The organism is Gymnodinialimonas ulvae (assembly GCF_037543845.1).
Classification (GTDB): domain Bacteria; phylum Pseudomonadota; class Alphaproteobacteria; order Rhodobacterales; family Rhodobacteraceae; genus Gymnodinialimonas; species Gymnodinialimonas ulvae.
Genome location: NZ_JBBIFX010000002.1, coordinates 476,595 through 495,545 on the forward strand (window position 1 = coordinate 476,595; position 18,951 = coordinate 495,545).

Sequence of the window (18,951 nt, forward strand, 5' to 3'; positions counted from 1 at the left end):
GTGGGTCGGTTTTCAAAATCACTGGCAATCCTGAGCGCCACTTTTTTCTGCGGGCCAGTGATTGCAAATTGCGGAATTGAAACCGTTGAAAACCAGACCAATACGGCTTTGAGTGCTTTGTACGGTCTTTGCTTGAACGACCAATTTGATGCGACCGGTATGAGAAACCTTGCCGAGCAGATGAGGTGGGAGTCCGTCGACCCAGAAATGGTTCAGACATTGAACCCGACCCCACAAATCGAATTTGATTTCCTCGATGGATACATCATCCCGGCACCGGGCGACCCACCTCTTCCAGCGCTTGCGTTCGTCGGTGCGAGCAGCGAGGCGCACGGTGTCGTAGAATACTGTTCTTGGTTCTTTGACGATGTTCCCTCAGAGGAATTTGTTACGAGTTTCATTTGTGATTCGGACGCCGAAATGGTGTCCGACGAAACTCGAATTGGTGACCGGGTCCGATTTTTTAGCATTCCCGACCTACCAGATCATATGGTGATGGTGCAGGTCGAAAACAGAAATTCCAGAGGTCTACGGGTGACAACCATTGTGGGTGGCCTGCGATGAAATTGAGGAGCATAACCCATGCCTGACCAGTTAATTTTCGCCTTGGAAGTCACGGCCAATGGGCTGCTGAACGGCGTGATGTACGCGCTTGTGGCGCTTGGGTTCGTCTTGATCTTCAAGGCGTCGGGCATCTTCAACTATGCCCAAGGCGTGATGGCCTTGTTTGCGGCGATGACGTTGGTGGGGATCCAGCAAGGGCGCGTGCCGTTCGGGCATCTGATCAACGAGATCTTCGGGACCGACATCCATTATTTCGGGTGGGAGGTTCCGGCGCTGGCGGCGATCCTTTTGACCGTTCTGGTGATGATCGGGTTCGCCTATCTGGTGCAGCGCTTCGTGTTCAAACATCTCGTGGGGCAGGAACCGATCATCCTGTTCATGGCGACGATTGGGTTGGCCTATTTCCTCGAAGGGATCAGCGACCTGATGTGGGGAAGCGAGATCCGCAACCTCGACGTCGGCCTGCCGCAGGGGATCAACGATTGGATCGACGTGACCACGTTCGAGGCGATGGGCTACGGGTTCTTCATCGACAATCTCGACATCGCGGCGGCGATCATTGCGGCGATTCTGGTGATGAGCCTGATCGCCTATTCGCAATACACCAAGAACGGGCGCGCGATGCGGGCGGTGGCCGATGATCACCAGGCCGCTTTGTCGGTGGGGATTTCGCTCAACTACGTGTGGATCTTGGTGTGGTCGCTGGCGGGGATTGTGGCGCTGGTGGCGGGGGTCATGTGGGGCTCGAAATCGGGGGTGCAGTTCTCGCTGTCGTTGATCGCGTTGAAAGCGTTGCCGGTGCTGATGCTGGGCGGGTTCACGTCGATCCCGGGCGCCATCGTGGGCGGATTGATCATCGGGGTTGGCGAGGCCCTGTTTGAATTTGCCATCGGTCCGATGATCGGCGGCGCGACGGAGAACTGGTTCGCCTATGTGCTGGCGCTGGTGTTCCTGGTGTTCCGTCCGCAGGGCCTGTTCGGGGAGAAGATCATTGAGCGGGTTTGAGTGTGGCACAAGATCAACCAAAGCCCTTGCTGGTGCGGCTGTTGCTATTCGTGATCGGCGGAGGTTGCGGCCTGGCGATTGTAACGATGGCCATCTTCATCCCTTTCGGAATGGTTGCCGATTGGAGCGGAGGGGGGCGCGGACAATCTGTGGGCTGGTACGAAGTGCTGGTGGGGTTGAGTATTCTGGCAGCGGGCTTCGGTGTTCCGGTCTTCGTGTTCGCCCGGGAGACTTTGAGTCGGACATGGTCGATTGTGCTCTGGATCGTACTGACATGCGGCTTTCTGTGGGTCGTGTTGGCGCCGGACAAGGATATCGCAAGCTACGTGGCCGTGGTCGTTGTCGCGGCACTCTTGGGCACGGGATTTTTCTTTGCGTTCCGCGCCCTGTCAGGCCGTGCCCCACCACCGGAATGGAAGGATGCGCCGTGAGCCGGTCCACAAAGATTAACGAAGGGAGCGTGTGAGATGTTCTACCGTGAAGCGGGCGATTTTTCGACCACCTACGCCCAGGACAACCAGACGTTCCCGATCCGGTTTGACCGGTATCGGTATTACATCGTGCTGCTCATCGGCGCCGTGGTGGTGCCGTTCCTGATCAATGATTACTGGGCCAATTCGCTTCTGATCCCGTTCCTGATCTACGCGATTGCGGCGATCGGGTTGAACATCCTGACCGGCTATTGCGGGCAGGTGTCGCTTGGCACGGGCGGGTTCATGGCGGTGGGGGCCTACACGTCCTACAAGCTGATGACGGCTTTTCCGGGGCTCGACATGATCTCCATCACGCTTCTGTCGGGGTTCATGACGGCGATGGTGGGTGTGGCGTTTGGCCTGCCGTCGCTCAGGATCAAGGGGTTTTACCTGGCCGTGGCGACGCTGGCGGCGCAGTTCTTCCTCGTGTGGCTCTTCAACAAGGTGCCGTGGTTCTACAATTACTCCGCCTCCGGTCAGATCAGCGCGCCGGAGCGGGATTTCTTCTACTTCATCAACCTGCCCGTGACCGGCCCGAACGCGGAGGCGTGGGTGAAATACCTGTTCTGCTTCCTGTTTGTCTTCGTACTGGCCTGGGTCGCGCGGAACCTGACGCGGGGCACGATGGGGCGGCAATGGATGGCAATCCGCGACATGGATATCGCTGCGGAAATCATCGGGGTGAACCCGCTCAAGGCCAAGCTGACGGCGTTTGCGGTGTCGAGCTTTTACGTGGGCATCTCGGGCGCGTTGTTGTTCACTGTCTATCTGGGCGCGGTCGAGGTGGGCGAGGTTTACGGCATCACCAAGAGCTTTCTTGTGTTGTTCATGATCATCATCGGGGGCCTGGGGAGCATTTTTGGCAGCTTTGCGGGGGCCGCGTTCATGGTGCTTTTGCCGGTATTCCTGAAGCTGCTGCTGGTCGATACGATGGGTCTTGATACGGCGCTGTCGGCGCATTTCCAGTTTGTGATCGTCGGCGCGTTGATCATGTTCTTCCTGATCGTGGAGCCGCACGGGCTGGCGCGATTGTGGTCGTTGGCCAAGGAGAAATTGAGATTGTGGCCGTTCCCGCATTAGCGGATGCCATGACAATCCCCGGTGCTGGGAGGCCCGGGCAAACCAAGAAGTCGGAAAAAATCCAAGGGAGGAATGACCCGATGAAAAAACTGACAATCCTGGCGCTGACAAGCGCAATGGTGGCGGGCTCGCCCGCAGTTGCGGACCTTGTGTTCCCCAGCCTGAGCTACCGGACCGGGCCTTATGCGGCGGGTGGCATCCCATTTGCCGATGGCTATGCCGATTACTTCACGCTGCTCAACCAGCGCGATGGCGGCATTGGTGGGGTCGAGGCGCGCGTCGTGGAATGCGAGACGGCCTATAACACCGAGCGCGGCGTGGAATGCTACGAGAGCACGCGCGGCGAAGGTGCGCTGGTCTATCAGCCGCTGTCGACTGGCATCACCTATCAGTTGATCCCGCGCACGACCGCCGATGGTATCCCGCTTCACACGATGGGCTATGGTCGGACGTCTGCGGGGAATGGCGATGTGTTCAGCCATACGTTCAATTACCCGGCGAATTACTGGGATGCGGCCTCGGTGATCGTGAACCAGCTGCTGGAAGAGAACGACGGCTCGCTTGAAGGGCAGACGATTGCGCTTCTGTATCACAACTCCGCCTATGGCCGGGAGCCGATCCGCACGCTTCAGACATTGAGCGAACAGCATGGCTTCGACCTGACCGAGATTGCCGTTGACCACCCCGGTCAGGAGCAGGGCAACCAGTGGCTGCAGATCCGCCGCGAACGTCCCGACTACGTGGTGATGTGGGGCTGGGGCGTGATGAACCAGGTCGCCATTCAGGAGGCCATCAACACCCGTTTCCCGATGGAGAATTTCATCGGCAATTGGTGGGCCGGAGCCGACCATGACGTGGAATCGGCGGGCGCGGATGCGGCAGGCTATCGTTCGTTGAACATGAACCGTCTGGGCGACATGCCGGTGTTCGCGGAAATCCAGGAGCATGTGATCGACGCGGGCCTTGCGGCCGGTGACGGATCGAACCTTGGCAACGTGCTTTATACCCGTGGCATGTATGCGGCGTTCCTGGCCGCCGAGGCCGCGCGCACCGCGCAGGAGTTGCATGGTGTGGCCGATATCGACGCCTCGATGATGCGCGACGGGATGGAAGCGTTGGTGATCGACGCGGGTGTCATGGAAGCCGCTGGCATGCCGGGCATCGGGCCGGAATTCACCGTGACCTGCGAAGATCACGGCGGCACCGGCATGGCGATCATGCAGCAGTGGGACGGCGAAAACTGGGTGACCCTCACCGACTTCATCGCGCCCGATGACAGCGTGACCCAGCCGCTGGTTCTGGAGGATTCGGCCCAATTTGCCGAAGAGAACGGCATCGAGCCGCAATGCGCGGACAGCTGATTTGAACGAGCCGGCGGCGGAGCATGTGGCCGCCGCCGGCGTCTTTTTGAGTATTTTTGAAACAAGGAAGACAGGGGTCCGCCAAAGTGGCGGCGGGCGCCGTTAACCTTAACCGGGGATGAGCATGCTGGATCAGGCGCAAGAGGCGGGGACCGAGGTGCAGACGGAGACGCTGCTGGAGGTCAACAATATCGAGGTGATCTACAACCATGTGATCCTTGTGCTGAAGGGTGTGTCGCTCAAGGTGCCCAAGGGCGGGATCACCGCGCTTTTGGGGGGCAATGGCGCGGGCAAGACCACGACGTTGAAGGCGATTTCCAACCTGCTGCATTCCGAACGCGGCGAGGTGACCAAGGGGTCGATCCTGTATCGCAATGAACCGGTGGCCGACAAAAGCCCTTCGGACCTCGTGGATCGCGGGGTGATCCAGGTGATGGAGGGCCGGCATTGCTTCGAGCATCTGACGGTTGAGGAAAACCTGTTGACCGGGTCGTATACGCGCAAGGATGGGCGGGCTGCGATCGCCGCCGATCTTGAGATGGTCTACGAATATTTTCCGCGTCTCAGGGAGCGGCGGACCAGTCAGGCCGGATACACCAGCGGCGGCGAGCAGCAGATGTGCGCCATTGGCCGGGCGTTGATGTCACGGCCCGAAACGATCCTTCTGGATGAGCCGTCGATGGGGCTTGCGCCGCAATTGGTCGAACAGATTTTCGGCATCGTGAAGCGGCTCAACGAGGAGCAGGGGGTGACGTTCCTTCTGGCGGAGCAGAACACCAACGTGGCGCTGAGGTTCGCGCATTACGGCTATATCCTGGAAAGCGGGCGGGTGGTGATGGACGGCCCGGCGGCGGAATTGCGCGAGAACCCGGATGTGAAGGAATTCTACCTCGGCATGTCCGATGACGGGCGCAAATCGTTCCGCGACGTGCGGTCGTATCGCCGCCGCAAGCGCTGGCTGAGCTGATGCGGGCGGCGTGGTATGAAGGGTTCGGTCCGGCGGCCGAGGTTCTCAGCCTTGCCCCCCTGCCTGACCCGACCCCGGGGCCGGGCGAGGTTCTGATCCGGGTGAAGGCCAGCGGGATCAACCCGTCAGATGTCAAGTTGCGGGCCGGGTCGCGGCCCGGTGTGACGATGGCGTTTCCCCGGATCGTTCCGCATTCCGATGGCGCGGGTGTCATCGAAGCCACGGGCGCGGGCGTGGATGGCTTTGCGAAGGGCGACCGGGTGTGGGTGGCCAACGGGCAATGGCAGCGGGCGTCCGGCACGGCGGCGGAATTGATCGCAATCCCCGCAAGCCTCGTGGCGCCATTGCCGGACAATACAAGCTTTGCCGAGGGGGCGTGTCTGGGCATTCCGGCGCTGACGGCGTGGTACGCGCTTGCGGGTGACGGTCCGATCGAGGGCGAGACAGTTTTGGTGACCGGCGGCGCGGGCACGGTCGGGCGCTATGCCTGCCAGATGGCGGGCCTTCTGGGCGCGCGGGTGATCACGACGGTCTCGTCGGACGAAAAGGCGGCGCATTCGGGCGCGCGCGATTGGATCAATTACCGGACCGAGGATGTGACCGCACGGGTGATGGAGATGACCGGCGGCGCGGGCGTGGACCGCGTGGTCGATGTGGATTTCGCGGCCAATCAGGCACTGACTTTGGAGGTGGTGAAGCCCGGTGGTGTAATCGCGTCCTACGCCAGCGCCAGCGTGATGCACCCCGCGTTGGATTTCTACGGTTTCATGTTCCGCGACATCACGCTGCGGATGCTGATCGTCTATCAGCTGACCGGGGCGCAGCGGGCGCGCGGCATGGCGCAGATCTCTGCGTGGCTGGAGGCGGGCGTCTTGGATCACGCGGTGGTTCCGGGCGGCGGCTTGGAGGATATCGCAGCGGCCCATGACCGGGTGATGGCGGGCGATAAGCTTGGCACGGTGGTGTTGGACCTGTGAGCACCAGTTACATCATTGTTGGCTATCCCGATGTGCCGCGCCCGGAGGCGGCGGCAGTTTTGGCGCAGTGCGAGGCCGCGTTGCGCGCGCAAGGCTGGATCGAGGGCGATGACGACCGGGCATCGGCCCACGCACCCAAAGGCCCGGCCTATCGCCCTGGCCCGGCCTCGGGGATCGTGACGACATCCCACCCGCTGCCCGACGGCACTGTGATCAAACCCATCAACGGCGTGGTGTTCTGCGGGCCAAGATACATGAACTACGGGCCGTTCGCGATCATGCCCAATTTCCACTGCCCGACCTGTGGCGTGGCGATGGACGGGGACAATGAAAGCGACATCGCCATGGCACAGCAGGAGCTGTGTTTCGGGTTGTTCAGTGAGTACTTCAAAAGCGAAGACCCCTCGCGCGATGTTCCCTGCGCGGTGTGCGGGGCGATGGTGGATGTGAACGCGCTGGTCGACGACGGCGCGCCGACGTTCATCCTCAGCGAGGTCGCGGTGGAGTTCTGGCAATGGCCGCCCGACACGGTCGATGCGGCGGCGGCGGTTCTGGACGCGGCGCTGGGGCGGACGCATCTGCAAGGTTGGATCAAGGTATAGGAGCGCGGGCGATGCTGGATCAGAAAAACGGGTTTTTCGACGAGCTTGAGGTACGGTCACCTGACCAGCGCGCGGCGGAGCAACTGGCGGCCCTGAATGCGCAACTGGAGCGGGTGCGCGCGGCGGAGGGCAGCTGTTTGCCTCAGGGCGGGACGCTGGCGTCTTTGGACGATCTGGCCGGATTGCCGGTACTGCGCAAATCCGATCTTGTCGCCTGGCAGGCCGAAACGCCGCCGTTCGGGGGCATGGCCGTGTCGAACGTGGCCCATGTGTTCCAATCCCCCGGCCCGATCTACGAGCCCGGCGGGATCAGCCACGATTGGTGGCGGATGGGGCGGTTCCTGCATGCGGTGGGCATCGGCAAGGGCGATGTCGTGCAGAATTGCTTTGGCTATCACCTCACGCCTGCAGGGATGATTTTCGAGAGTGGTGCGCGGGCCGTGGGGGCCGCCGTTCTGCCCGCCGGTGTGGGCCAGACCGAGCTTCAGGTGCGCGCGGCCAAGGACATCGGGTGCACCGCCTATGCGGGCACGCCGGATTACCTGAAGGTGATCCTCGACAAGGCCGAGGAGATGGGCGAGGCGCTTGCCTTCACGCGCGCGGCGGTCGGCGGCGGCGCGTTGTTCCCGAGCCTGCGCGCGGAATATGCGGATCGCGGGATCGCGTGTCTGCAATGCTATGCGACGGCCGATCTGGGCAATATCGCGTATGAAAGCGCGGCGATGGAAGGGATGATCCTCGACGAAGGCGTCATCGTGGAAATCGTGCGCCCCGGCACCGGCGATCCGGTGGCCGAGGGCGAGGTGGGAGAAGTCGTGGTGACGTCCTTGAACCCCGACTACCCGTTGATCCGGTTTGCGACCGGCGATCTGAGTGCCATCCTTCCGGGTCAAAGCCCGTGCGGACGGACCAATGCGCGGATCAAGGGGTGGATGGGCCGCGCCGATCAGACCACCAAGATCAAGGGCATGTTCGTGCGCCCCGAACAGGTGGCCGATTTCGTGAGCAAGACCGGTGTGGCCAAGGCCCGCGTCATCGCCACGCGGCAGGGCGAGATGGACGCCTTGACCGTGCAGGTCGAGGGCGACGGCGGGCACGACGCGCAGGCGCTGAGCGCGGCGGTTGCGGCCGTGCTGAAGCTCAAGGGAGAGGTCGAGATTGTCGCGCCGGGCAGCCTGCCCAACGATGGCAAGGTCATCGACGATCAGCGCAGCTATGAATAAGGCTCAGTTGTTCGCCTCGGCGGCGCGCAATTCCGCCGGGCTGAGCAGACCGTCGCCATTGGCGTCGGTGCGCGAAAAAGCGATGCCGTAGGCCCCGAAGGTCCGGATCCGGCGCGACATCGGCGCACCGGCGTCGGCGAGCGTGCGGATGAAGGTGCGAAACTCGGCCTCCGTCAGGCGCTCATCGCCGTTGAGGTCGGCGGCGAGGAAGGCTTGCACGCTTTCCTCTTCATATTGGGCCTGGGCAGCGGCGGCGGGTAGCACCATCACAAGCGCCAAGGCAGTCCATCTGGCTACGCACATCATGGCATGCCTTTCTGTGGGCGACGGGGCCCTGGCGTGTGGCACGCGGCCCCATCGGATCGGATTTTGCGATATGGAGGGGACATGGGCGCGGGACCGCCTGCAAACAAGGGGCTGTCATGGGATGACAGGCAAAAACGCGCGCAGGCCACGGGCGCGGTTATCGGTTAACGAACCGCGGGCATGCTACGTCCGGTTAACCAAAGCGAATCGACCACGGAGACGATCCAATGCGCGCCAATCTCATCGCCCTTACCACGGGCCTCTTTGCCGGCCTTGCGCCGCTCGCTGCGGCAGCGGACACGGCGCTCTTGATCGTGAACGATCGCTACAGGGATGCGCAAAACCTGCGCGAAGGGGCGGCGATTGCGGGTTTGCGCGCGCCATTGGAGGCGGTGGGCTTCGACGTGATCACGGTGGAAGACGGCACCGGAGAGGCGCTGCGCGATGGTTTGGATCAATTGCTGGCCGCCGAGGAGACCGGGCGCGTCCTGATTGCCGCAACGGGGCATTTCGCCCGCGCGCGCAGCGACAGTTGGCTTCTGGGCCGCGATGTGGATGAACCGACGCTGGCCAATGTGGGCGGTGACGGGATCAGCCTTGCGGTTTTGATGGAGGTCGCCGCCAGTGCGCCGGGGCGCTCGGTCGTTCTGTTGGGAATGGAGCGTCGGCGGATCACGCTGGGCGATGGCCTTGGCGCGGGGATCGGCCGGATCGAGCCCCCCCAAGGGGTCAGCGTTGTCACCGGGTCGCCGGAAGATGTGGCCGATTTCGCGCGCGACGCGGTGCTTCTTCCGGGCGCCGATCTGGTCCGTGCGGTGGACGCGGCTCAGAACCTGCGAAGCTTTGGGTTCCTGTCGCCGGATGTCGCGTTTCTACCGGCTGACGTTGCGGTGGAGGTGACGCCGTCAGAGCCGGAGGCGGAGCCGCAGGTCGCGGCGCCATCGGCCCCGTCCGCCCCTTCCGCAGATGAAACCGCCCTCTGGGAGGCGGCGGTGGAGTTGAATACCGTCGGGGCCTACCGCGCCTATGTGGAGCGCTACCCATCCGGTGCCCATGTTGCCGAGGCGCGTGCGCAGATCGACGCGTTGGAGGCCGATCCCACCGCGCAGGCCCGTGCGGCGGAAGACGCGCTGAACCTCAGCCGGGAGCAACGCCAGCAGATCCAGCGCAGCCTGTCGATCCTTGACTACGACACGCGCGGCATCGACGGGATCTTTGGCTCTGGCACGCGGGCCGCGATCCGGGCCTGGCAGACCGCCAATGCGCGTCCGGTGAGCGGCTTTCTGGACGCGGGGCAGATCAATACGCTGGGTGATCAGGCCGCCATCCGCACCGCCGAACTGGAGGAGGAGGCGCGCATTGCCGCCGAAGAGCGGCGCCGCGCCGATCAGGCCTATTGGCAGGTGACCGGACAGGGCGCGCGCATCGACGGGGTCCGCGATTACCTTGAACGCTTCCCCGATGGCCTCCACGCGGATACCGCGCAAGGCATCCTGGACGCGGAGCAGGCCCGTGTTCGGGCCGAGGCCGAAGCGCGCGACCGTGCCGCGTGGGATGTGGCGCAGGCCGCCGACACCGTGCAAGCCTATCGCGCGTATATCGAGGGCAATCCCGACGGGGCCTTCCACGATCAGGCGCGCGCGCGGATGAACCAGATCAACGGCAATGCCGTGCCGAGCGATGCGCAAATCACCCAACTCCAGGCGCAGGAAGATGCGCTGAACATTCCGCCGGTCACACGGTCGCTCATTGAGCAACGCCTGACCGCGCTGCAACTGGAACCCGGGCGTATCGATGGGCGTTTCGACGAGAGCACACGCCGCGCGATCCGCCGCTATCAACGGGCGCGCGGGCTGGACGTGACCGGCTATTTGAACGAGCCTACGCTGGTGCGCCTGCTGGCCGAAACGGTCGGTGGCATCCTCCAGATCGACGGGATTCTCAACCGGTGAAATATGCTCTCTCTTGTGCGGTCCTGATGGGATTCGCAGTCTTCGCTGCACCCGCAGCCGCGCAGAATGCGGCCGAGATGTCGGCGGCCCGGCAGGCCTTGATCCAGTTGCAACCGCGCAGCTTTGCGGAAAACCTGGAATATTGCGGTTATGTCGGGCGGTTGCCGGACGGGCGACTGGCGGTGACGGAGGTCACGCGCGGCGACACCTGGAGCTGTCTGAGCCGTGGCGACGAAAGCCGTTTTGTGGAGATCGTGGCGAGTTTTCACACCCATGCCGCCTTCGACCGCGCCGCCGACAGCGAGGTGCCATCAAGCGACGATATGTATGGCGATATCTCGGAGCAGGTGAACGGGTATGTCGCAACGCCCGGCGGGCGGTTGTGGTACATCGACTGGCGCGCGCAGGTTGCGACGCAGGTCTGCGGTCTGGGGTGTATGGGTCAGGATCCGGATTTCATCCCCGGCGATGCGGGACCGATCGCGCAACGGTACACTTTGGGCGAATTGCTGCGCCGAGAAGGACGCCAGCGTTAGGGATCGAGCGCCACGCCCGCCGGGCAGCCCGCCGGAACGGTGCCATCGGCATTGGGGGTGCAGGCCTGTGCATCACCGTCGCTTTGAGAGGCGGCGGGCAGGGCGGTCAGGGCAATGAAAAGCGCGGTCAAAACAGGGCGCAGGGGCATGAAACAGTCTTTCGTGTTTGAAATCTGGGCGCAGGTTACACCATCGCGACCCGGTTCCGCTACGGCGTGAATCCGGTAAGCGGATTTTGGATCATGCGGGTCCCGGCGCGTCGTTCCGGACATGAAAAAAGCCGCCCCGTTGAGGGCGGCTTTTTCAATCGGATCGCTCGGATGCTTTAGCCCTGACGGGCTTTGAACCGGCGCTGCGTCTTGTTGATGACGTAGACGCGGCCCTTGCGGCGCACAACGCGACAATCGCGATGGCGGTTCTTGAGCGAGCGGAGTGAGTTCTTGACCTTCATGGGCCATCTCCTTCGTCGCGGCGCGTCAGTTGCGCCTGGTTGCAGGTCTGGGCGCGCGGTGGGGCGCCCGGTGAATATCTCGTGGCCCGTTGATCCTGGGCCGTTTGGCTCTCGGGAGCGCTGCGTGCGCAGCGACCCTGCCGCCCCGATCCTTTTCTGCGAAAAGTATCGGTTGGTGGGCGATACTGGGATCGAACCAGTGACCCCTTCGATGTCAACGAAGTGCTCTACCGCTGAGCTAATCGCCCTTGTACCGTTGCGGTGCCTCCTCTGCCGGGCGTTTCCTGCACAAACATGAACAAAAACAAGCCAGGCCCAAGACGCGTGGACCGCGTGGGTGAGCGGTCGTATAAAAGGTTGCCCCGACCCGTGCAAGGGCTTTTGGCTTCGGGGGAAAAGCCGCTATATCAGACGGGAAGAGTTTCGACAGGATGCTTGATGCACGCGCCTTTCCGACTGGATCTGCCACGCGAAGTCACCAGTTGCGTGACCGTGGCCTCGCCGCATTCCGGGTGCCATTATTCGGCGGCGTTCCTGCGCGCGTCGGTTCTGGATGAGCGGACGATTCGCTCGTCGGAGGATGCGTTTATCGACCGCCTTGTGGCCGAGGCTCCGGCGCTTGGCGCACCTTTGCTGGCGGCGGAATGGCCGCGCGCCTATCTGGACCTGAACCGCGCGGCCGATGAGCTCGATCCCGGCGTGATCGACGGGGTCGGACGGGGCGTGCAGACGCCGCGCATCAATTCAGGGCTTGGGGTGGTGCCGCGTGTGGTGGCCAATGGCAGGTCGATCTATCGCGGCAAGCTGACCCGCGCCGAAGCAGAGGCGCGCATCGCCCAGATCTGGCGCCCCTACCATGCCGAGCTGGATCGTTTGCTCAACACAGCGCGCGCAGCCTATGGGCAGGCGGTGCTGATCGATATGCATTCCATGCCGCACGAGGCGCTTGATTCGGTGGCCCGCCCCGGCACCCCGCGCCCGCAGGTTGTCCTGGGCGACCGGTTCGGTGCCTCGGCGGATACCGAGATCGTCGATGTTCTGGAGCAGGGTTTTCTGGATGCGGGTCTTGTGGTGAGCCGCAACGCCCCGTTTGCCGGTGCCTATATCACGCAGCGCTACGGCCGCCCCACCAAGGGCTATCATGCGATCCAGGTCGAAATTGATCGCGCGCTCTACATGGATGAGCGGATGATCCGTCCCAATGATAATTTCGAGGCGGTCAAGACCGTCGTGGCGCAGGTGTTGGCCCGCGTGATCGGCGCGCTGCCCGGACGGGTGGCGTTGGCGGCGGAATAAGGCCCGGCGACCCCCGCGATGCGCTTTGCGGCGCACCTGGCCCCTATCTCAGCGCGCGGCCTTTCACGATGGCGTCGCTGCCGAACCGGTCACGGATCGCGTCGGTGGCGCGTTCGGCCTTGATCCGGGCGGCTTCGTGTGGATCAAGCAGGTTGCCTTCGCGGTCGGCCTGATCCTCGGGGATCAGATCGGCCACCCCAACCCCAAGCAGGCGGTAGGGCTTGGGATGCTCCATCCGGTCAAACAGCGCCCGCGCGGTGCCGTAGATGCGGTCGGCGGTTTGCGTCGCATCGGGCAGGGTCGTGCGCCGGGTCAGCAGTTTGAAATCGGCGCGCTTGAGCTTCAGCGTGATCGTGCGCCCCGCGATGCCCTTGGCCTTGAGCCGGTCGGCGACCTTTTCGGACATGCGCCAAATGTGCCCATCAAGCAGATCGACGCTGGCGATGTCGTCGGAAAAGGTGGTTTCGTTCGACACGCCCTTTACGGCGCGGTCGCGTTTGACGCGGCGGTGATCCTCGCCGCGCGCAAGATGCCAGAGCCGCTCGCCCATGGCGCCGAACCGGTCATGCAGGGCTTCGCGCTCCCAGCGGCGCAGATCGGCGAAAGTGTGAATGCCGGCCGTATTGAGCGAAGTCTGTCCGGCCTCTCCGATGCCCCAGATCATCCGCACGGGTTTGTCCGACAGGAACGCCAGCGTTTCCGCCGCGCCGATCACCGAAAAGCCGCGCGGTTTTTCAAGATCGGAGGCGATTTTCGCAAGGAATTTGTTGTGCGACAGACCGATGGAACCGGTGATCCCGATCTCGTCGCGCATGCGTTTGACCAGCCGGGCGAGCATCACCGCGGGCGGGCGCCCGTGCAGGCGCGCGGTGCCGGTCAGATCCATGAACGCTTCGTCCAGCGACAGGGGCTCGATCGAGGGGGTGAGGTCCTCCATCAGGGCGCGCACCTGTTTGGAGACCTCGACATAGGTGTCCATCCGACCCTTCACCACGACCGCTTCGGGGCAAAGCTTGAGCGCCTGAAACATCGGCATCGCCGACCGCACGCCCTTGATCCGCGCGATGTAGCACGCGGTCGAGACCACGCCGCGCCGCCCGCCGCCGATGATCACGGGTTTGTCGCGGATATCGGGATTGTCGCGTTTTTCGACGGAGGCATAGAACGCATCGCAATCCATATGCGCGATCGACAGGTCGTAAAGCTCCGGATGCGATGTCACGCGCGGGGACCGGCACGCCGGGCAGCGGCGCGCATCATCGAAGGTTTCCAGGCAATCGCGGCAAAGGGCGGGCATGGTGCCAGGATACGCGCCTTTGGGGCGCGCCGGAAGGTGTGGTATCTTTGTGCGGGGAGGGCGGAAAGATGACAAAGCAAACCGAAGACCGCGTCGCGTGCCGCACCCCCGCAGGCAACGGCGGGACCAGCAACATTCCCGTCTGGAAATACGATCTGCTGTGCGCCGCGATCCGCGATGTTTTGGCCGAAGCGGGTGCGGACGGCATGGCGAACAAGGATCTGCGCGATGCGGTGGGCGCAAAGGTGAGCGCGCAGGATCTGGACCGGCTGGGCAAGCTGGGCTGGCACGTCGTGACCGTGAAGCTTGAAATGGAAGTGCGTGGCGAGATCGCGCGTTTGCCGGTGAAAGGCCCGATGCGCATCGCGTTAACCTAGCGTCTTTTCCATATAGACCCGGTCGAGGCCCCGTTCGCGCCGCTCTTCGATCCGCACGAACCCGGCGCGTTCATAAAGCGCGAGGTTCGACGCCATGCGCGCGTGGGTATAGAGCACGATCCGCCCGAAGCCCGCCTCACGGGTGGCCCGCTCCGCCATGGTCAGGAGGCTCTGGCCAAGGCCCATCCCCTGCGCCCTGGGCAAAACGGCGACGTTCTCAAGCAGCATCGCATCGTCCAATGGCCGCAGGATCAGCAGGGCAACAAGACCCTGCGCATCCTCCATCACCTGCACGACACCCTCGGCAATCGCCGGGCCATAAGCGTCCTGCATCGGCCCGGGTGTGGCGCCAATAACATCGACCCAAGGCGTGTAGGCGGCCCGCACCAGAGCCGTGATCTGCGGCAGGTCGGCGGCGGTCGCGGGCCGGAGCAAGACGTTGGACATGGGCAACACCTGTGTTCAATGAGGGGTCCTGTCGGCAGGTTGGGGTGGAGTTGGCCGCGTTGAGGACACATATCCTTTGCATATGAAGCTAGAAGACCAGATCAGAGGATTTTTGGCCATGCTTGAAGACTTGACGGGCGGTTTGCTCGGCGGCAGCGGGTTCGTGCTCGCCATCGCACTTTTTATCATTCTTTGTATCTACCTCGGTATTCGGATCGTGCCGCAATCGGAAAAGCACGTGGTCGAACGCTTCGGGCGCCTGAAATCGGTGCTTGGGCCGGGGATCAATTTCATCATCCCGTTCCTCGACCGGGTCGCGCACAAGGTGTCGGTGCTGGAACGGCAATTGCCGAACGCCGAACAGGACGCGATCACCAAGGACAACGTGTTGGTCAAGATCGACACCTCGGTCTTTTACCGCATTCTCGAGCCGGAAAAGACGGTCTACCGGATCCGTGATGTGGACGGTGCCATCGCCACGACGGTCGCCGGTATCGTGCGGGCCGAGATGGGCAAGATGGACCTTGATGAGGTGCAATCGAACCGCGCCGCGTTGATCGGACAGATCAAGGCGCAGGTCGAATCTGCGGTCGATGATTGGGGGATCGAGGTGACGCGCGCGGAAATTCTCGACGTGAACCTCGATCAGGCGACGCGCGATGCGATGTTGCAGCAGCTCAACGCAGAACGCGAACGGCGCGCCGCCGTGACCCGCGCCGAAGGTCAGCGTCGCGCGGTCGAGCTTCAGTCCGACGCCGATCTCTACGCCGCCCGTCAGGAAGCCGAAGCGCGCCGCGTGACCGCCGATGCCGAAGCCTACGCCACCGGCGTTGTGGCCGAAGCCATCGCCAAGGGCGGGCTTGAGGCCGTGCAATACAACATCGCGCTGGAGCAGGTGAAAAGCATCGCCCGCGTCGCCGAAGGGCAGGGCAACCAGACGATCATCGTGCCCGCCGATGCCGTCGACAGCTTTGGCAAGGCGTTCCAGATGCTCAAGGGACGCAGCTGATGGATCCGTTCTGGGGCCAGTGGTGGGTCTGGGGCGTCGCCGCCGTTGCGTTGGCGGTGGGCGAGGTCCTGCTGCCGTCCTACGTGCTGCTGGGGTTTGGCGTGGGGGCGGGCATCGTCGCGCTCCTGCTGCTGATCGGCATACCTGTTGCGGCGTCTTTGCCGGTTCTGGCCCTGGTGTTCGCCCTGTCTTCGCTGGCCGCGTGGCTGTTGCTGCGGCGCTTTCTGGGCGTCTACAACGGACAGGTGAAGACCTTCGACCACGACATCAATGACTGAACTCGCGGCCTACGCGCCGCTGGCTGAAAAGGCGGCGGCGCTCGGGCCAGACGACGACCTGCGCCTTGCGCGAGAGGACTTCCCGAAAGACCTGCCGGATCACATGACCTTTGGCGGGCTGGTCCTCGACCCCGGCTTTGCGCGCTCTTGTACCGGCGTCGGAGATCAGGGGGAGCCGTTCGAGATTGCCGACCGCACCGATGGCTTTGAAGCCTATGCCGAGCCCGAGGGGTTTCGCCAAATGGGCCTCTGGCTGTTGCATTTCCTGCTGTCCGGGCGCACGTGGGCCGGGTTGGAGCTGACCCATCCCACAACGCGGATCACCCGTTTCTATGCCCAAGTCGTGGACGATGTGCCGCGCGATCACATGCTGCATGTCGCCACCCAGCGCAGCTACAGCGCCTATGAATACTGGCCGCAAGTGGTCTGGCGCCACCCCTTCGCCGATGCCCGAATGACCCCCGTCCACCGCGTCGAAGAACAAGACCGCCCCTTCTTCGCCTTCGGCTGGAGCAAGGACGCCGACAAATGCGATTTCGACCCCGATCATGCGGATCAACTCATCTTGCAAGCCACGCCCGAGGGCATCGCCGCCATGGGCTGCCTGCTTCTGGATATGGCCAACCCGACCCTGGGCCGCGAGGAGGTCAACATCGAAACCCCGGTCATCGGCTTCGCGGGCACGCAACATCGCAGCATTGAAGGGCGCCTCTGGCTCCCCAACTCGTTCGCCTTCAACGCCGATACGCTGGACACCCTCAAACTCCCCCCAACCCGCGCCGAAAGCCGCGCGATGAAGGCCTACGCAGAAAGCTCCGACAAAACCATCTGAGCCGCCGCGCGCGGGTCTTCGTGTTGCCAGATCGGGCGGCCGACGACGATATGATCGGCCCCGTCGGCAATCGCCTGCGCGGGTGTCGCGACGCGCTTCTGATCGCCCAACGCCGCGCCCGTGGGCCGCACGCCCGGCGTCACGATCAACCGCCCCTTCGCCTCGGGCAGGGCACGGATCATCGCGGCCTCCTGCGGCGAGGCGATGACCCCATCGGCCCCCGCCTCAAACGCCAATCCGGCGCGCTGGCTCACCAGATCGGGGATCGCCCCGTCGCGGATCAGGCTTGCGTCAAGATCCCCGCGATCCAGCGAGGTCAGGATCGTCACCGCAAGGATTTTCGTCTTTGACCCCGCAGCCCCTTCGCGCGCGGCGCGCACCACATGCGGATCGCCATGCACGGTCAGGAAATCCAGATCGAACTGCGCCAACCCGCGCACCGCCGCCTCGACCGTGGCGCCGATGTCAAAAAGCTTCATGTCGAGGAAAATGCGCTTTCCGTGCTCCTGCTTGAGCTCATTGGCCAATGCAAGACCGCCTCCGGTCAGCATCCCGAGCCCGATCTTGTAGAATGAAACACTGTCGCCCAGGCGCTCGGTCAGGGCCAGCCCCTGCACCACATTCGGCACATCCAGTGCCACGATCAGGCGGTCATCGGCCATCTGTGTTCCCCTTGTCCAAAACCGCACCCTGATTAGGCGCGCGAGGGGGGGAAGTAAATCTCAGGCGGTGCTCGACATGGCCGCGTCGCGCAGCCCGCTCGCGATCCGGTGGAACCCGGCGGTCAGGGGCACGCGGACCTGCACCACACGGCGGCAAATTCCGGTGGCATCAAGGTATTGCACTTCAGCGCGGAAGGCGGCGGCGTCTGGATCATAAGCGACACGATGCAAGCTAAGGCAGCGGCTCGACATGGGACATCTCCAACGAAAACGGCGTCTCAAGACACCATCTGTGGTGTATACTTGGCAATGCAACTCAAGATGTCGAGATCAGGGTCTCCTTACCCTTTGACGCGCAAAAAACGGCCCGGATCATCCATATCGGGGATGTCCGGGCCTCATTTTATCAAACTGGTAGCACTCTTTACGCAATTATTCCGGCGCACATATGCAAACCGGCGCCGTAGGACTTGGATGGTTCGGGCCGCCCAACACCAAAGGCGACCCGAACCAGACGCACACGAATAGGGGTGTGTGCGTTTTGTCGGCGACCCGCGTCGGGGATAGAGTGTACGCGGTATCACCAGGCGTGATTAATTCGCCCTATGCGAGGAATATGGCCTGTCGGTTCGGGGAAGTCGCGGGGGATAAACACCGGACTTTCCCCCCCAGTTGAGCGCCGGTTTGCGAAGGAGCATTTTGGACCCATGCGAAAGCCCTTGGACATCCTGCGCGCGCTTGCCGATTTCGACGGCACCCATACCGAACCGCTGCGCGCGCTACTGGCCGAAGACCTGTCACCCGAAGCTGAGGACGCGCTTCTCGCAGCGCTTCCCGGACCCGATGAGGTCGCGGCGACGTGGCTGATCAAGGCGCTGGCCGGGAAGGGTCGGATTGGTCAGGGTCGGATTGCGCAGGCGTTCGAGGCATTCGGGGAGCTTTCGCAGCCCGACGCGGCCCTGCATCTCATGCAATCGGCACAATATGCGCCGGATGCCGCGTCGCTGTTGCGGCCCCATCTCAGCCCGTATTACGGGAGTTCGGGGATCTTGCTTCGAGCCTGGGCCTTTGATGCCTATTGCCGAGGTGCCGCACCCGAGGAGGATCTAAGCGAACGCATCCGGCAAGGCCTGCGCAGTCGACACGCCGCGATACGGGCGCGATCGAAGGCTTTGGCCCGTGCGTTCGGCGTCGATCTGACCTAGGGCGCGCGGGTTTTGGGCACCCGTGCGATGTGGCGATTTTCTGGTTGGGCG

General features: G+C 63.4%; 24 protein-coding genes and 1 tRNA gene. 17 read left to right on the forward strand and 8 right to left on the reverse strand.

All coding sequences use genetic code 11. The features are described 5' to 3' along the window. The 9 genes from V8J83_RS12195 (at position 1) to V8J83_RS12235 (ending at position 8,252) form a co-directional block, all read left to right on the forward strand. Complete coding sequence (locus V8J83_RS12195; protein WP_339986663.1) at positions 1–564, forward strand: hypothetical protein; 564 nt, start codon at positions 1–3, stop codon at positions 562–564. A gap of 18 nt (positions 565–582) precedes the next feature. Continuing rightward, complete coding sequence (locus V8J83_RS12200; protein ID WP_339986664.1) at positions 583–1,569, forward strand: branched-chain amino acid ABC transporter permease; 987 nt, start codon at positions 583–585, stop codon at positions 1,567–1,569. A gap of 2 nt (positions 1,570–1,571) precedes the next feature. Beyond that, a complete protein-coding gene (locus V8J83_RS12205; protein ID WP_339986665.1) occupies positions 1,572–2,000 on the forward strand; it encodes a hypothetical protein in 429 nt (142 codons plus the stop codon). Positions 2,001–2,036: 36 nt separating this feature from the next. Further along, positions 2,037–3,122 carry a branched-chain amino acid ABC transporter permease gene (locus tag V8J83_RS12210; RefSeq protein ID WP_339986666.1) on the forward strand — a complete coding sequence of 362 codons (1,086 nt, stop codon included), beginning with the start codon at positions 2,037–2,039 and terminating at the stop codon, positions 3,120–3,122. Positions 3,123–3,202: 80 nt separating this feature from the next. Then, the gene (locus tag V8J83_RS12215) at positions 3,203–4,483 is read left to right on the forward strand and encodes an ABC transporter substrate-binding protein (protein ID WP_339986667.1); all 1,281 of its coding nucleotides are present in this window, start codon (positions 3,203–3,205) and stop codon (positions 4,481–4,483) included. Between the two features lie 124 nt (positions 4,484–4,607). Beyond that, the gene (locus V8J83_RS12220; RefSeq protein ID WP_339986668.1) at positions 4,608–5,450 is read left to right on the forward strand and encodes an ABC transporter ATP-binding protein; all 843 of its coding nucleotides are present in this window, start codon (positions 4,608–4,610) and stop codon (positions 5,448–5,450) included. Then, positions 5,450–6,427 carry an NADPH:quinone reductase gene (locus V8J83_RS12225; RefSeq protein ID WP_339986669.1) on the forward strand — a complete coding sequence of 326 codons (978 nt, stop codon included), beginning with the start codon at positions 5,450–5,452 and terminating at the stop codon, positions 6,425–6,427. The genes V8J83_RS12220 and V8J83_RS12225 overlap by 1 nt, the downstream gene beginning before the upstream one ends. Continuing rightward, the gene (locus V8J83_RS12230) at positions 6,424–7,029 is read left to right on the forward strand and encodes a hypothetical protein (protein WP_339986670.1); all 606 of its coding nucleotides are present in this window, start codon (positions 6,424–6,426) and stop codon (positions 7,027–7,029) included. The genes V8J83_RS12225 and V8J83_RS12230 overlap by 4 nt, the downstream gene beginning before the upstream one ends. Positions 7,030–7,040: 11 nt before the next feature. Then, positions 7,041–8,252, forward strand: coding sequence for a phenylacetate--CoA ligase family protein (locus V8J83_RS12235; protein ID WP_339986671.1), 1,212 nt, complete (start codon positions 7,041–7,043; stop codon positions 8,250–8,252). Between the two features lie 3 nt (positions 8,253–8,255). Here V8J83_RS12235 and V8J83_RS12240 read toward each other — a convergent pair whose 3' ends face one another. Then, the gene (locus V8J83_RS12240) at positions 8,256–8,555 is read right to left on the reverse strand and encodes an EF-hand domain-containing protein (protein ID WP_339986672.1); all 300 of its coding nucleotides are present in this window, start codon (positions 8,553–8,555) and stop codon (positions 8,256–8,258) included. Between the two features lie 230 nt (positions 8,556–8,785). Here V8J83_RS12240 and V8J83_RS12245 point away from each other — a divergent pair, with 230 nt between their 5' ends. Both V8J83_RS12245 and V8J83_RS12250 read left to right on the forward strand, forming a co-directional pair. After that, complete coding sequence (locus tag V8J83_RS12245) at positions 8,786–10,510, forward strand: peptidoglycan-binding domain-containing protein (protein WP_339986673.1); 1,725 nt, start codon at positions 8,786–8,788, stop codon at positions 10,508–10,510. A gap of 26 nt (positions 10,511–10,536) precedes the next feature. Then, positions 10,537–11,046: a DUF4329 domain-containing protein gene (locus V8J83_RS12250; protein ID WP_339986674.1), complete on the forward strand. Its 510-nt coding sequence runs from the start codon at positions 10,537–10,539 to the stop codon at positions 11,044–11,046. Here V8J83_RS12250 and V8J83_RS12255 read toward each other — a convergent pair. The 3 genes from V8J83_RS12255 to V8J83_RS12265 form a co-directional block, all read right to left on the reverse strand. Continuing rightward, positions 11,043–11,195: a hypothetical protein gene (locus tag V8J83_RS12255; protein ID WP_339986675.1), complete on the reverse strand. Its 153-nt coding sequence runs from the start codon at positions 11,193–11,195 to the stop codon at positions 11,043–11,045. The genes V8J83_RS12250 and V8J83_RS12255 overlap by 4 nt on opposite strands. Positions 11,196–11,371: 176 nt before the next feature. Continuing rightward, the gene (gene ykgO, locus V8J83_RS12260) at positions 11,372–11,497 is read right to left on the reverse strand and encodes a type B 50S ribosomal protein L36 (RefSeq protein ID WP_008562923.1); all 126 of its coding nucleotides are present in this window, start codon (positions 11,495–11,497) and stop codon (positions 11,372–11,374) included. Between the two features lie 173 nt (positions 11,498–11,670). After that, positions 11,671–11,745: transfer RNA gene (locus V8J83_RS12265), tRNA-Val, on the reverse strand. Positions 11,746–11,932: 187 nt separating this feature from the next. Between V8J83_RS12265 and V8J83_RS12270 the strand changes: the two genes are divergently transcribed. Further along, entirely contained in the window at positions 11,933–12,793 is an 861-nt protein-coding gene (locus V8J83_RS12270; RefSeq protein WP_439649786.1) for an N-formylglutamate amidohydrolase, read from the forward strand. Between the two features lie 43 nt (positions 12,794–12,836). Here V8J83_RS12270 and V8J83_RS12275 read toward each other — a convergent pair whose 3' ends face one another. Continuing rightward, complete coding sequence (locus V8J83_RS12275) at positions 12,837–14,090, reverse strand: DNA polymerase IV (protein WP_339986677.1); 1,254 nt, start codon at positions 14,088–14,090, stop codon at positions 12,837–12,839. Between the two features lie 68 nt (positions 14,091–14,158). On the opposite strand from V8J83_RS12275, the gene V8J83_RS12280 reads away from it, so the two are divergent. Then, entirely contained in the window at positions 14,159–14,467 is a 309-nt protein-coding gene (locus V8J83_RS12280) for a DUF6958 family protein (protein ID WP_339986678.1), read from the forward strand. Here V8J83_RS12280 and V8J83_RS12285 read toward each other — a convergent pair. Then, positions 14,459–14,914, reverse strand: a complete 456-nt coding sequence (locus V8J83_RS12285; RefSeq protein WP_339986679.1) for a GNAT family N-acetyltransferase — start codon at positions 14,912–14,914, stop codon at positions 14,459–14,461. The two genes, V8J83_RS12280 and V8J83_RS12285, sit on opposite strands and share 9 nt — an antisense overlap. Positions 14,915–15,032: 118 nt before the next feature. Between V8J83_RS12285 and V8J83_RS12290 the strand changes: the two genes are divergently transcribed. From V8J83_RS12290 to V8J83_RS12300, 3 genes are read left to right on the forward strand one after another with little or no spacing between them, the layout of a single operon-like run. Further along, complete coding sequence (locus V8J83_RS12290; RefSeq protein WP_339986680.1) at positions 15,033–15,923, forward strand: SPFH domain-containing protein; 891 nt, start codon at positions 15,033–15,035, stop codon at positions 15,921–15,923. Next, positions 15,923–16,201 carry an NfeD family protein gene (locus V8J83_RS12295; protein WP_339986681.1) on the forward strand — a complete coding sequence of 93 codons (279 nt, stop codon included), beginning with the start codon at positions 15,923–15,925 and terminating at the stop codon, positions 16,199–16,201. Before V8J83_RS12290 ends, V8J83_RS12295 begins: the two co-directional genes overlap by 1 nt. Next, positions 16,194–17,033 carry a hypothetical protein gene (locus V8J83_RS12300; protein WP_339986682.1) on the forward strand — a complete coding sequence of 280 codons (840 nt, stop codon included), beginning with the start codon at positions 16,194–16,196 and terminating at the stop codon, positions 17,031–17,033. The genes V8J83_RS12295 and V8J83_RS12300 overlap by 8 nt, the downstream gene beginning before the upstream one ends. Here V8J83_RS12300 and pyrF read toward each other — a convergent pair. Both pyrF and V8J83_RS12310 read right to left on the reverse strand, forming a co-directional pair. Then, positions 17,003–17,695, reverse strand: coding sequence for an orotidine-5'-phosphate decarboxylase (pyrF, locus tag V8J83_RS12305; protein ID WP_339986683.1), 693 nt, complete (start codon positions 17,693–17,695; stop codon positions 17,003–17,005). The two genes, V8J83_RS12300 and pyrF, sit on opposite strands and share 31 nt — an antisense overlap. A 60-nt stretch (positions 17,696–17,755) precedes the next feature. Further along, a complete protein-coding gene (locus V8J83_RS12310; protein ID WP_339986684.1) occupies positions 17,756–17,947 on the reverse strand; it encodes a hypothetical protein in 192 nt (63 codons plus the stop codon). 455 nt (positions 17,948–18,402) lie between these two features. On the opposite strand from V8J83_RS12310, the gene V8J83_RS12315 reads away from it, so the two are divergent. After that, entirely contained in the window at positions 18,403–18,900 is a 498-nt protein-coding gene (locus V8J83_RS12315) for a hypothetical protein (protein WP_339986685.1), read from the forward strand. Positions 18,901–18,951: the final 51 nt, after the last annotated feature.

Bases quoted from the DNA above. Each gene is read 5' to 3' on its own strand.
- V8J83_RS12200 (WP_339986664.1), top strand. From the start codon at position 583: ATGCCTGACCAGTTAATTTTCGCCTTGGAAGTCACGGCCAATGGGCTG.
- V8J83_RS12210 (WP_339986666.1), top strand. From the start codon at position 2,037: ATGTTCTACCGTGAAGCGGGCGATTTTTCGACCACCTACGCCCAGGAC.
- V8J83_RS12215 (WP_339986667.1), top strand. From the start codon at position 3,203: ATGAAAAAACTGACAATCCTGGCGCTGACAAGCGCAATGGTGGCGGGC.
- V8J83_RS12220 (WP_339986668.1), top strand. From the start codon at position 4,608: ATGCTGGATCAGGCGCAAGAGGCGGGGACCGAGGTGCAGACGGAGACG.
- V8J83_RS12225 (WP_339986669.1), top strand. From the start codon at position 5,450: ATGCGGGCGGCGTGGTATGAAGGGTTCGGTCCGGCGGCCGAGGTTCTC.
- V8J83_RS12235 (WP_339986671.1), top strand. From the start codon at position 7,041: ATGCTGGATCAGAAAAACGGGTTTTTCGACGAGCTTGAGGTACGGTCA.
- V8J83_RS12240 (WP_339986672.1), bottom strand. From the start codon at position 8,555: ATGTGCGTAGCCAGATGGACTGCCTTGGCGCTTGTGATGGTGCTACCC.
- V8J83_RS12245 (WP_339986673.1), top strand. From the start codon at position 8,786: ATGCGCGCCAATCTCATCGCCCTTACCACGGGCCTCTTTGCCGGCCTT.
- V8J83_RS12250 (WP_339986674.1), top strand. From the start codon at position 10,537: ATGGGATTCGCAGTCTTCGCTGCACCCGCAGCCGCGCAGAATGCGGCC.
- V8J83_RS12255 (WP_339986675.1), bottom strand. From the start codon at position 11,195: ATGCCCCTGCGCCCTGTTTTGACCGCGCTTTTCATTGCCCTGACCGCC.
- ykgO (WP_008562923.1), bottom strand. From the start codon at position 11,497: ATGAAGGTCAAGAACTCACTCCGCTCGCTCAAGAACCGCCATCGCGAT.
- V8J83_RS12275 (WP_339986677.1), bottom strand. From the start codon at position 14,090: ATGCCCGCCCTTTGCCGCGATTGCCTGGAAACCTTCGATGATGCGCGC.
- V8J83_RS12280 (WP_339986678.1), top strand. From the start codon at position 14,159: ATGACAAAGCAAACCGAAGACCGCGTCGCGTGCCGCACCCCCGCAGGC.
- V8J83_RS12285 (WP_339986679.1), bottom strand. From the start codon at position 14,914: ATGTCCAACGTCTTGCTCCGGCCCGCGACCGCCGCCGACCTGCCGCAG.
- V8J83_RS12290 (WP_339986680.1), top strand. From the start codon at position 15,033: ATGCTTGAAGACTTGACGGGCGGTTTGCTCGGCGGCAGCGGGTTCGTG.
- V8J83_RS12295 (WP_339986681.1), top strand. From the start codon at position 15,923: ATGGATCCGTTCTGGGGCCAGTGGTGGGTCTGGGGCGTCGCCGCCGTT.
- V8J83_RS12300 (WP_339986682.1), top strand. From the start codon at position 16,194: ATGACTGAACTCGCGGCCTACGCGCCGCTGGCTGAAAAGGCGGCGGCG.
- pyrF (WP_339986683.1), bottom strand. From the start codon at position 17,695: ATGGCCGATGACCGCCTGATCGTGGCACTGGATGTGCCGAATGTGGTG.
- V8J83_RS12310 (WP_339986684.1), bottom strand. From the start codon at position 17,947: ATGTCGAGCCGCTGCCTTAGCTTGCATCGTGTCGCTTATGATCCAGAC.
- V8J83_RS12315 (WP_339986685.1), top strand. From the start codon at position 18,403: ATGCGAAAGCCCTTGGACATCCTGCGCGCGCTTGCCGATTTCGACGGC.